This is a genomic window from Lactobacillus sp. X-49 (genome assembly GCF_057063645.1).
Window position 1 is genome coordinate 60,464 of the sequence record NZ_JBXSQM010000011.1, and the last position, 12,164, is coordinate 72,627.

11 protein-coding genes and 1 pseudogene are annotated in these 12,164 nt (G+C 35.8%); 8 read left to right on the forward strand and 4 right to left on the reverse strand.

Annotation, left to right across the window (positions count from 1 at the left end):
- The first annotated feature begins 95 nt into the window (after nt 1–95).
- Nucleotides 96–1,652, forward strand: coding sequence for a glutamine-hydrolyzing GMP synthase (gene guaA, locus ACYIAQ_RS06470; RefSeq protein ID WP_483563032.1), 1,557 nt, complete (start codon nt 96–98; stop codon nt 1,650–1,652).
- Nucleotides 1,653–1,913: 261 nt separating this feature from the next.
- Here guaA and ACYIAQ_RS06475 read toward each other — a convergent pair whose 3' ends face one another.
- Together ACYIAQ_RS06475 and ACYIAQ_RS06480 are read right to left on the reverse strand one after the other, a co-directional pair.
- Nucleotides 1,914–3,134, reverse strand: coding sequence for a hypothetical protein (locus tag ACYIAQ_RS06475; RefSeq protein WP_483563033.1), 1,221 nt, complete (start codon nt 3,132–3,134; stop codon nt 1,914–1,916).
- Nucleotides 3,135–3,241: 107 nt separating this feature from the next.
- Entirely contained in the window at nt 3,242–4,543 is a 1,302-nt protein-coding gene (locus tag ACYIAQ_RS06480) for an APC family permease (RefSeq protein ID WP_483563034.1), read from the reverse strand.
- Nucleotides 4,544–4,747: 204 nt separating this feature from the next.
- Here ACYIAQ_RS06480 and ACYIAQ_RS06485 point away from each other — a divergent pair.
- The 5 genes and pseudogenes from ACYIAQ_RS06485 to cshA form a co-directional block, all read left to right on the forward strand.
- A pseudogene (locus ACYIAQ_RS06485) lies at nt 4,748–4,864 on the forward strand (ribokinase); the annotation flags it as partial.
- An 85-nt stretch (nt 4,865–4,949) separates the two neighbouring features.
- Nucleotides 4,950–5,858 (forward strand): L-lactate dehydrogenase, encoded by a 909-nt coding sequence (locus ACYIAQ_RS06490; protein ID WP_483563035.1) that lies wholly within the window; start codon nt 4,950–4,952, stop codon nt 5,856–5,858.
- Nucleotides 5,859–6,007: 149 nt separating this feature from the next.
- The gene (locus tag ACYIAQ_RS06495; RefSeq protein WP_122018891.1) at nt 6,008–6,256 is read left to right on the forward strand and encodes a type B 50S ribosomal protein L31; all 249 of its coding nucleotides are present in this window, start codon (nt 6,008–6,010) and stop codon (nt 6,254–6,256) included.
- A 122-nt stretch (nt 6,257–6,378) separates the two neighbouring features.
- Nucleotides 6,379–7,746, forward strand: a complete 1,368-nt coding sequence (locus tag ACYIAQ_RS06500; RefSeq protein WP_483563036.1) for a UDP-N-acetylmuramoyl-tripeptide--D-alanyl-D-alanine ligase — start codon at nt 6,379–6,381, stop codon at nt 7,744–7,746.
- Between the two features lie 10 nt (nt 7,747–7,756).
- A complete protein-coding gene (cshA, locus tag ACYIAQ_RS06505; protein ID WP_122018888.1) occupies nt 7,757–9,253 on the forward strand; it encodes a degradosome RNA helicase CshA in 1,497 nt (498 codons plus the stop codon).
- Between the two features lie 77 nt (nt 9,254–9,330).
- Here the strand turns inward: cshA and ACYIAQ_RS06510 are convergent, their stop codons facing one another.
- Nucleotides 9,331–9,972 (reverse strand): SDR family oxidoreductase, encoded by a 642-nt coding sequence (locus ACYIAQ_RS06510; RefSeq protein WP_483563037.1) that lies wholly within the window; start codon nt 9,970–9,972, stop codon nt 9,331–9,333.
- 191 nt (nt 9,973–10,163) lie between these two features.
- Here ACYIAQ_RS06510 and acpS point away from each other — a divergent pair, with 191 nt between their 5' ends.
- Both acpS and alr read left to right on the forward strand, forming a co-directional pair.
- Nucleotides 10,164–10,517 carry a holo-ACP synthase gene (acpS, locus tag ACYIAQ_RS06515; protein WP_483563038.1) on the forward strand — a complete coding sequence of 118 codons (354 nt, stop codon included), beginning with the start codon at nt 10,164–10,166 and terminating at the stop codon, nt 10,515–10,517.
- A 2-nt stretch (nt 10,518–10,519) separates the two neighbouring features.
- The gene (gene alr / locus ACYIAQ_RS06520; RefSeq protein ID WP_483563039.1) at nt 10,520–11,659 is read left to right on the forward strand and encodes an alanine racemase; all 1,140 of its coding nucleotides are present in this window, start codon (nt 10,520–10,522) and stop codon (nt 11,657–11,659) included.
- Nucleotides 11,660–11,800: 141 nt separating this feature from the next.
- Here alr and ACYIAQ_RS06525 read toward each other — a convergent pair.
- On the reverse strand, nt 11,801–12,164 hold a 364-nt coding region (locus ACYIAQ_RS06525; protein WP_483564031.1), incomplete at its 5' end, for a transposase.

Consider the following 12,164-nt stretch of genomic DNA (forward strand, 5'->3'; position numbering starts at 1 on the left):
GTATAATTTTAATTACTGGATAAAAAACAGTTGACCAAAATAGCAATTATTAGTAAAGTTTATTTGATTTGTTGTGTGATTAGAGAAGGAGCATTATGGCAGTGGGAAAAGATCTTCATAATTTTGATGAAATTATTGTTTTAGATTTTGGTAGTCAATATAATCAATTAATAACTCGGCGCTTGCGTGATTTTGGTGTATATTCCGAACTATTGCCTCATGATCTTAGCTTAGAAAAGATTAAGCAAATTAATCCCAAAGGAATTATCTTTTCAGGTGGCCCCAACAGTATTTATGATAAGAATGCTCTTAAAGTTGATCCTGAAATTTTCAAATTAGGAATTCCTATTTTGGGGATTTGCTACGGGATGCAATTAATGTCGTATTATTTAAATGGTAAAGTTGAAAAAGCTACCAGTTCTGAATATGGTAAGGCTAATATTCAAGTTGAAGATACTAATTCCATTTTGTTCAATGGTTTACCCAAAAAAGAATATGTTTGGATGAGTCATGGTGATTTAGTTAAGCAGGCTCCAAGTGGTTTTAAGACGATTGCTTCAAGTAAAAATTGTCCGATTGCGGCAATTGCTAATGAACAAAGCAAGTTTTATGGCATTCAATTTCACGCTGAAGTTCGCAATACCGAATATGGCTTAAATATTTTGCGTAATTTTGCTTTTAAGGTCTGCAAAGCCCAATCTAATTGGTCAATGGCTGATTTTGTTGAGCTGGAAATTGCCAATATTCAGCAAACAGTTGGTGATAAAAAGGTAATATTAGGCTTATCTGGTGGAGTGGACTCTAGTGTCACAGCTACTTTGTTACATAAGGCAATCGGTGATCAATTAACTGCCATTTTTGTTGATCACGGGATGTTGCGCAAAAATGAAGGCGACGAAGTGATGGCTACTTTGAATCGCGGTTTAGGTGTGAACATCGTGCGGGTAAATGCCCAAGAGCGTTTTTTGGCTAAATTAAAAGGCGTAACTGATCCCGAACAAAAGCGCAAAATTATTGGTAAGGAATTCATTGAAGTTTTCAATGAAGAAGCGCAAAAGATGCATGATATTGACTTTTTGGCGCAGGGAACGCTCTATACTGACGTAATTGAAAGCGGTACTAATACAGCACAAACAATTAAATCCCACCATAATGTGGGTGGGTTGCCTCAGGATATGCACTTTAAGCTAATTGAACCATTACGAAAATTATTTAAGGATGAAGTGCGTCAGCTCGGTGAGGAATTAGGGCTTCCACATGACTTAGTTTGGCGCCAGCCGTTTCCTGGTCCCGGTCTTGGTATTCGGGTCTTGGGTGAAGTTACTGCGCCTAAATTAGAATTAGTGCGTGAGAGCGACGCCATCTTGCGTGCTGAAATTAAAAAGGCAGGTCTGGAAGAAGAAGTTTGGCAATACTTCACGGTTTTACCAGGAATTAAATCGGTTGGGGTTATGGGTGACGGTCGTACTTATGACTATACGATTGGCATTCGAGCCGTAACTTCGATTGATGGAATGACAGCTGATTTTGCGCGCTTGCCGTGGGATGTCTTGCAAAAAGTTTCAACTAGAATTATTAACGAAGTTGATAACGTTAACCGCGTCGTTTATGATGTAACGAGTAAGCCGCCTTCAACCATTGAATGGGAATAAAAGTGATAGTAACAAAAATAACCTTTATCTGCCATTAAGTGAATAGATAAAAGCCTAGTAAGTGGCAAAGATTCCAATTATCTAGCAGACTACACCTAATTGTCTTCCAGGTTTTGAAACTCTTCATTAGCTAATCCAGTACGGTGTAAAATGAATGATGTACTACTTCCATTTTCGTAAAAGTAGTATGTTCAGCTTGCTCTAAATGATTTTGCTAGGTAAAATCGGTAATTTGCATGATTAATAAATTATTTTAAATTGTTAAAAATTGGGCAACAGCTCATTATAGAACTTAATTGCGTTTTTTTGTTTTAAAGCTTTACGATAAAAATTTAAAGTTGTTAAGTTGAGTTTTTCGCATAGCACTTTTGTAATCCACTTTCCTCTCTCTTTAATAAGGGGATTTACTTGTGAATAAAATTGTTTATAATCAGAAAGATGATTAGGTAGGACATCATTAAAAAAATGATTGTTCCATAGTTCTTGGGGAGCATATTTTTGATCTACAAATGGTTGTAAATAGTATTTATTGATAAATGTCCGCCAAGCAGAATTGGTATAATCTGATTGGTAAAAAAATTTAAATAAGGTTAATAAAGTAAGGTCCCAGTAATCTTTAATATCATTTGCGATACCTCGATTTTGCATCCAAGATGGCAAAACTATAAAGTTACCGATTGAATGAGTTAAGCAAGCAAAATATTCGATATTTTGTATCAAGGAGTCAATAGTTTTGCTATCTTTAGAATGGATTTTCAAAAAATCAACGAGTTCTTTTTTGGTCATGACTTGACTTTTTTTAGTAAGGTGCTTGAAAGTAGTAGCAAAAGAATTCATTGTATCACCACGCAGTTGATCGCCAACTGTCTCTTGCCAATTAAGTATTTTATAAATGGGAAAAGCTTCTTTATCACAGTCAGCTCTTTTTTCATTCCATGTTTTGCCACTAAAATTAAATTTATTTAAACTGGCTTTAGGTGTGCCGTTAATGTAATTAAAAAACAATTTCAAGTGATCAGTTGACTTATCTGTATATTTCAAAGAATCTGCAACATAACATAATTTGAAATCAATATCCCAGGGATTAATTTTTACCCTATCACATGCTTTCAACCACTTTTTGACCCATTGATTAGCCATTAGGTCCAATTGAGTTTGAAACTGCTTGAGGTTAGCTTTTAAGATTAAATTAATGATAGTTGTTGATCGTACATTTTGATAATAATTATGGATTTCCTTGGCCAATTGATCATATTCATGTTGCCTATTTATGCTGACAGTAATGTTTGTTTCAGTATGAACGCAGTAACTAGCAACTTGAAATTTATAAATACTTTGCCAATTTATGTGGTCCTTTAAATAGACTTCATGAATTGCTTGGTTGATAGTTTCATCATTGGTGAAGCTTTGATTGGTACTTATTTCATAATATTTTTTAAGTAGTTTAAAATTGGTTAAATTGTCTTTTGTAATAATGTCCATTCTTTTCTCCTACAATTATACTATTAAATTCAATATTGGCTGGTTTTAAAAATGTGTAAATAAGGAGTTAATAAAAAATGATTTATCAATTGATAAATCATTTTTTATTACTGTTTTTGATGTTGAACATAAAGATAGACTGGCCACCCACTTAAAGTTAACAAAATACCAATTAGCGCTAAGAATGGTTGGGTGAGCGTAGTACTAATAACAATAAACAGAGCACCACAGATTGCTAGAATTGGTGGCAATGGATACCAAGGCGTTTTATAAGGTCGTTTTAAGTCTGGTTGTCTTCGTCTTAAAATCAAAACACCGATGAACAATAAGATTGAAAAAATCCATGAAACATAAACTAACATATTCGTTAACGAATCAAAGGTTCCCGAAAAAATCATGATGGTTGCAATAACACATTCAAAAAGCATGCTGTTGGTCGGAACCGATGTCTGTTTGTTAAGCTGACCAAAGAATTTTGAACCAGGCAATTTGCCTTCCTTACCTAAAACGTACGGTAATCTTGAACCTAACAGCAAATGACCGTTAATTGCTCCGAAGATTGAAACGAGAATTCCAGCACTAATAATGATGCTGCCGAAATTTCCAAATAATTTTTGAGAAGTCAGAAGTGCAGTTGCTTGATTACCAACAATTTGATTCCAAGGAACAATTTTAATAAAGCTCCAGTTAAGTAAAGTGTAAATAACAGTTACGCCAAATAATCCCCAAATGATAGCCTTGGCAAGAGTTTTCGCTGGATCTTTAATTTCACTAGCAAGATTGCCAATACTTAGCCAACCGTCGTAAGCAAATAATACCGCAAGCAAAGCCTGACCAAAGGCAGCTGCACCTCTGGCGGATGAGATTTGTGGTTTAGGAGCTAGAGCTAGTTGATTCTGACTATTAAAGATTGCCAGAACAATGATTGCAACAATTGGAATCAACTTAATTATTAAAGCAATCTTTTGTACTTGTCCACTTAACTTTGATCCTAACCAGTTAATTAGTAAAATTATAAGCATGACAATAAGTGCAATGCCTGTAATTGGAAAATTTTTAAAACTTGGAAATTCCTCTAATTGTGTTGCAAACACAATGGAGAGAGCACCGATATTAGCAGGATAGTAAATGATAATTAATGACCAACCAAACAGGAAACCAATTTGAGGACCATATATTTTTTCAAGATACTTAACTGGTCCGCCGTCTTCTGAGAAAATTGCTGCCAGTTCAGCAATACTAAGGCCAGCCATCAATGTAATAAAGCCAGCAAGTGGCCATACAAGAATACTCAGCCAAGCATTGTGCGTAAGTGTCGATATGTTAGCAATTTTAAAAAAAGCACCGCCACCGATCATGGTTCCCATGACAGTGGCTAGGGCAGCGAAAAAGTTTAGTTGTCTTTTCATTGTTTTACCTTATTAAATTAAAATGATTAACTTAAATTATATGCCAAGCCTTACAAAATAAAAAGTAAGATAGTGAGATATTATTGAATTTAATAAGTTCTTGAAAACAATTACCAGTGATATTGAAAGCATTAGTTATTGTGCTATCATTTTGTTAGATAGAGAATTAATTCACATTTCTTCTTAGATATTAGAGGGAGCAAAATGAATAAGGTAACAAAAATTGGAAGTATTAACCTTGATACTAACCTTAGAGTGGAGCGAATGGTCCAACTTGGAGAAACCATTCACGCAAAAGAACATTATTCGGCTTCTGGCGGGTAAGGTCGCTCAACCAGCTATTCCCTATCGTAAGGAATTTGAACAGGTCAAGTAGTATTTTTTTAAGTCAGAAAGGATAATTATTATGACAACTAGAATTGGAATTATTGGTGATGGTCATGTTGGTTGTACTATTGCACATGAATTAATTGTTTCAGGCCTTGTTAATGACTTGGTAATGATAGATGTCAATCAGGAAAAACTTGAAGCAGATGTGGTTGATTTTGAAGATGCAATGGCTAATTTGCCTAACCATATTAACTTAATTATGAACGATTATACCGCTTTAAAAGATGCTCAAATTGTGATTAGTACTTTGGGAAAAATTTCTCTTGAAGCTAAAGGCGATCGATTCGAGGAATTGGAATATAATAAAAAGCAGTTACGTCCAATTACTGAATCAATCAAAAAGAGTGGATTTAATGGCATTTTGCTAGTAATTTCGAATCCTGTTGATGCCATTACAAATCTTTATCAGCAATTAACTGGCTTACCCAAAGAGCACGTTTTAGGAACTGGTACGTTATTGGATACTGCTAGAATGAAGAAAGTCGTTGCGAAGAAATTTAACGTTGATCCGCGATCAGTTTCTGGCTTTACATTAGGTGAACATGGTAATTCGCAATTTAATGCTTGGTCAACGGTTAAGGTTCTGGAAAAACCAATCAGTGAGTTGGCAAAAGCGGAGTCATGGAATCCCACTGATCTAGATGATGAGATTAAATCTGGTGGTTTTACCGTATTTAATGGCAAGCATTACACCAACTTTGGGGTTTCTGCTGCAGCTGTCAGAATTGTACGGGCAATTTTAGCTGATTCTCGAAGCGAATTACCGATTTCCAGCTATCAAGAAAAATATGGTACATACATGTCTTATCCGGTAATTGTGGGTCGGGATGGAGTTGTGGCAAAAGTCGAATTACGCTTAACTGCTGAAGAAGAAAAATTACTTGAGCAATCGGCTAAAACGATAAAAGAAAAGTCTCAAGCTTAGAGTAATAAGGAAAGCGAAATAGTAATTTGTGGATAATTACTGCATTTAATTATTATTACTTGAATTTATTAGCTGAAAATGGTATTGTATTAAACGTTAATCGATTAATCTATGACTTGCAATAAAGTCATGGCAAAGGAGTAATAAAAATGAAACAAGGCATTCATCCAGAGTACCAAGAAGTTGTCTTTATGGATTCAGCTACAGGAGCTAAGTTTGTAGCTGGTTCAACATTAAAGTCAAAGGAAACTGTAGATTACGAAGGTAAGACATACCCATTGATTCGGGTTGAAATTACATCTGATTCGCATCCTTTCTACACTGGCAAGCAAAAGTTTGCGCAGGCAGACGGTCGAATCGAAAAGTTCAACAAGAAGTATGGTATGAACGAAAAGTAGTATCTTTTATCTGGTGGAAGCAGTCCCATTGGGGCTGCTTTTTTATGTAAAGCTGAATTAGCTGTTATACTATATACAGCGTCTGCTTTACGCAAATTTCTTTTTAGCTAGGAGAAAAATCGATGAAAATGCAACTGGCAGAAATTGCCAAGGCAATTAATTCAACCTGTGAGGGCGACGATCAAACTATTATTACTTCCGTAGCCTTTGATTCAAGAAAAATCGTGCCAGGTGGTTTATTTGTTCCTTTACAGGGGGAACGCGATGGTCATGATTTTATCAATAGTGCGATTAACAATGGTGCAAGTGCTACACTATGGGAAAAAGGACATCCTGATAAGCCAACCAGTATTGCAGTTCTAGAGGTTGAGGACCCATTGGATAGTATGCAAAAACTGGCACAATATTACCTTAATAAAGTTAATCCCACGGTTGTTGGTATTACCGGATCAAATGGTAAGACAACGACAAAGGATATGACTGCTGCTGTTTTGGCTAAAAGATTTAATGTTCATAAAACTGCTGCCAATTTTAATAACGAAATTGGAGTTCCAATGACTATTTTAGAAATGAAACCTAATACAGAAATATTGGTATTAGAAATGGGAATGGATCATTCTGGGCAATTGCATCATTTAAGCGAATTAACTCATCCTGATGTAACTGTAATTACAATGATTGGTGAGGCACATATTGAATTTCTTGGTTCACGTGCAGCAATAGCAGATGCCAAAATGGAAATTACTGACTTCTTACGTGAAGATGGGGAATTAATTTATAATGGTGATGAACCTCTTTTATGTGATCGTGCTCAAAAAATTCATCAATCAAAGGTTACCTTTGGTTTTGCCAAAACTGATAGTGTTTATGCAACGGAGTTTAGAAGCTATAAACATCATGCTAGCTTTATGATTAATGATTCTGACTGTAAGTTCACAATCCCAATGATTGGCAAGCATAATGTTTCTAATGCACTATCAGCGTTATGTGTTGGAAAACATTTTGGTGAAAAAGATGAAGAAATTGCAGCAGCTTTAGCCAGTTTTACTCCAACTGCTAATCGAATGGAGTGGGAAAAAGGTGATGTCGGAGAAGATATCATGAGTGATGTGTATAACTCAAATCCGACAGCTGTTCGGGCTGTACTAGCTAGTTTTGGTCAAATTCAAATTACACCACGAAGTCGTCGAATTGCCGTTTTAGGGGACATGCTTGAATTAGGAGAACGTTCGGCGGATTTACATGCCCAACTTGCTGATTGCCTTGACCCACAAGTGATTAACGAAGTGTATCTGTTTGGCTCAGAAATGAAGTACTTAGCTGATGCATTAAAAGATAGATATGGGTTAGAATATTTACATTATTACCCACAGGATCAAATGCAGCATATGATTGCTGATTTGAAAAATGATATTAAGCCGCATGACATTGTTGTCCTTAAAGGATCACATGGTATGCACCTTGAAAAGGTAGTGGAGCGGCTTAGATAAGGAGAATTTAGTGAAATTTTCGGAATTAGGATTAAATGATGAGCTTTTAAAGGCTATTAAACGTTCGGGCTTTGAGGAAGCAACCCCCATTCAAGAACAAACAATTCCACTTGCTTTAGCAGGTAAGGACGTAATTGGTCAGGCGCAGACAGGTACTGGGAAAACAGCCGCTTTTGCTTTGCCAATTTTGCAAAATTTAGATAATCACGATAAAGTGATTCAGGCATTAATTATTGAACCAACGCGTGAATTAGCGATTCAAACTCAAGAAGAGTTGTTTCGGTTAGGTCGAGATGAACGTGCACGTGTTCAGGTGGTATATGGTGGAGCGGATATTGGTCGCCAAATTCGTTCACTTAAGAATCATGTGCCTGCAATTTTAGTGGGTACACCTGGGCGTTTACTTGATCATTTAAAAAGGAAAACCATTAATTTAGAGACTGTCAACACAATCGTATTGGATGAAGCTGACGAAATGCTTGATATGGGTTTTATTCAGGATATTGAAAGCATTTTGAGCTATGTAAAGAATCGCAAGCAAACATTACTTTTCAGTGCGACAATGCCAAAACCAATTTTGAATATTAGCGAAAAATTTATGAACAATCCTGAAATTGTTCAAGTTAAGGCCAAGGAGTTAACTGCTGATTTAATTGACCAATATTTTGTACGCTCAAAGGATTCAGAAAAGTTTGACATTATGTGCCGGTTAATTGATGTTGAAAGTCCGGATTTAGCCGTAATTTTTGTTAGGACTAAGCGCAGAGTTGATGAAGTTACGCGTGGCTTGCAGGCTCGTGGGTATAATGCCGCCGGTATTCATGGTGATTTATCTCAGGCGCGCAGAATTAGTGTTCTAAAAAGATTTCGGGCTGGTAAATTGGATATCTTAGTTGCAACTGATGTTGCTGCACGTGGTTTGGATATTTCAGGAGTAACCCATGTTTATAACTATGATATTCCACAGGACCCAGACTCATATGTTCACCGTATTGGTCGTACTGGTCGTGCCGGACAAAACGGAAGTTCAATTACTTTTGTAACGCCAAATGAAATTGGTTATATGCGGACAATTGAGCAATTAACTAAGAAAAAAATGACGCCATTGCGTCCACCTTCAGATGATCAAGCTCTTCGTGGTCAATTAAAAATTGCAAAATCTAAAATTGAAGATTTATTGAAAGAAGATCTAACCAAATATACTGAGGATGCAAGTGAATTATTAGATAATTATTCGGCGATTGACTTAGTTTCAGCGTTTTTAAAGAACTTATCAAAAGATTCTTCTAACGTTGAAGTCAAAATTAGTTCAGAAAAGCCTTTGCCGTATAAGGGTGGTAATGGAGGCTATCGCGGTGGAAATAGAAACCGTGGTCGTGGCAATTATCATAGTGGTGATCGTAATCATCGACGCGGCAATTACCGTGGTGGGGATCATTCCCGAGGGAATCACCCACATCGTTCTAGCAGTGGACATAATTTTATAATTAAGAGCAAGAAAAATTAACTTTGCTATATTGAATGAAAAAGACGAGTCATTGACTCGTCTTTTTATTATTTCTTAAATTTAAGTATAACTATTAATTAATACCAACTTGGTTTATCACCATCAGTATTGGGTTTATTAACACCTAAAGATTCATTTACGTGCTTAGATGGATTAAGTACAAGATCAGTTATTAAGCTAGCAATACTCTTGCGGGACACTTCGGTTCCTTTGAAGGACTCATTTTTTTGCGTTAGTTCATAATCAATTTCGTCCTTGTCCTGTAGCCAAGCTGGTCGGATTATAGTATAGTTAAGGCCGCTATTCTCAATTACCTTGGCTGCTGCGGCATAGGTGGGTAAGTAACTTTCACCAAGCATTTGATTATTCCATTTACCGAACTTTCCAGGCACTTCGTTGTAAATACCTAATGTTGAAATCCAAATCAAACGTTTAATATGCTGCTTTTTCATAGCTTTAACGGTGGATTTCGCCTGCTGTTCAATGTTATTACCAGCTAAATTGGCATAAATAATATCTTGGTCAGTCATTGCTAGTGTTAGTTTAGTAGTGTCTGTTACATCGCCTTGAATAATTGTACCCCAGTCTTTACGTGCGGAAGGAAATTTGTCTATGTGTCGTAAATAGTATGTTACTTTCACTTCTTGATGTTTATGCAATAACTCTTCAACCAGTTGAGCAATTTGCCCACTTGCTCCTAAAATTAATAAATTTATCATTTTAATACCTCTAATCTGATATTATCTTAAATATAGTTCTATGAGAGGTATTTAACAAACAAAAGTGCTTTATTAATAAAGAAAACGATACAAAAAACTAACTTTTTTGCTAAAAATGAATTGAAGCAATGGACAAGCGGATTTTTTTATTATAAGTTGAGCATATGAGATAAATATTGTGAGGTAACTAAATGATTGTTGGGGTAGGCATCGATGTCATAGAAGTTGATCGCGTTGCGAAAATTGTTGCTAAGGGTGATAATTTTGCTAAAAAGGTATTAACGTCAAAAGAATTTGAGCAATATCAAAAAATGAAAGGTAAACGAAAAGTTGAATATTTAGGTGGTCGATTTTCAATCAAAGAGTCCTTTTCAAAAGCAATGGGCACGGGTTTGGGAAAGAAAATCGGTTTACAAGATGTTGAAACTTTATGGGATGAAGTGGGGCAGCCAGTAACAACGTCACCTAAATTTACTGGTAAGATATGGCCAAGTATTACACATAATAATCATGAAATAGTCACATTAGTTGTATTGGAGAAATAAACATGATTCCAGGAATACATCGTCCAGCTGCTGTTTGTATTGATTTGGCAGCTATAAGGCAAAATATTAAAGAAGAAATAAAACATTTAGAACCGAGACAAAAATTGTTCGCAGTTGTTAAAGCCAATGCATATGGGCATGGTGCTGTCAGAGTTGCTCAAGAAGCAGTAAAAGTTGGAGTAAGTGGCTTTTGCGTTGCGCTTTTGGATGAAGCACTAGAGCTTCGCAGAGCGGGTATTGTGCAGCCAATTTTAGTATTAGGGGTAACGCCAGCCCAATTTACTCCGATTGCGTCTGCTAACAATATCTCGCTTGCAGTTCCTAGTTTGGCATGGTTAAAAGATGCTGAAGAATTTTTACTAAAAGAGAAGGTAGATTTAGTTCTTAAAATTCATTTGGCGATTGATTCTGGTATGGGTCGAATTGGTTTTAGTGAGGATGAAGAATTCACTGCGGCTAATGATTTTTTGTTAAATAATGCAAACTTCTTTGTTGAGGGTATGTTTACTCATTTTGCTTCAGCCGATAGCAGTGATGACACCTATTTTGTGGCTCAAGTCAAACGGTTCAATCATCTGAAAAAATTACTTAAATTAAAACCTAAGTGGATTCATGTTGACAATACAGCAGCAAGTATCTTTGATAAGGGAATTCATAGTGATTTGGTTCGTTTTGGAATTGGAATTTACGGCTTGAATCCTTCATCTAATCCTACCAGTCCCGATTTGCCAGTAAAAATCAAGTTAAAACCTGCTCTTTCTTTTGAAAGTGAATTGGTACAGGTACATACCATTCATGCAAATCAAGGAGTAGGATATGGTTCAACCTATGTTGCAGAGAGTGACCAACTAATTGGCACGGTACCAGTAGGATATGCTGATGGTTTTATTCGAAAATTTCAAGGCTTTAAAGTTAAAGTAGGGGATGAATATTGTCCAATCGTTGGACGAGTCTGCATGGATCAGTTAATGGTACGATTGCCTCATGAAATGCCAGTGGGTACAAAGGTGGTTCTCATTTCAAATAATCCTAAAGCTCCTAACAATATTAAGGCAGCAGCCGATTATGTTAACTCGATTCATTATGAAGTGGCCTGTCTATTAGATGATCGCTTGCCACGTAAATACTATAATGGTCAATGATTTTGGCTAAAACATTGTGATAATAAAGGTCTACTCTGAAAGTTAGATAACTTTTAGGACTGTTTTTTGACAAAATTATATATAAATAAAAAACGTTGAGAAAATAAATCTGAAGCTAACCCCTAAAACTGGACGTTAGTTTTATATCATTTTACTTAAGGCTTGATTCCGATATTGAATCGGAGTTAAGCCTTTTAGTTTGTGCCGAATTCTATCTTCATTGTAATAACTTATCCATTCTTTCATCGCCTTAACCAATTGTTTCTTAGTATCAAAGTGATGTGTAAAATAATTCATTTCAACTTTCATAATGTGAAAGAAACTTTCCATAGCTGCATTATCATGACATGTAGCTCTTCGTGACATGCTTTGAAATACTTTATGTTTTCGTAAAGCATGTCGATATGGATTAGATTGATATTGAATTCCTTGATCACTATGGATTGTCATTCGATAATTTAATAGCTTTGGTCTTGCAGTAAACACTCCCTCTAATCCTTCTAGA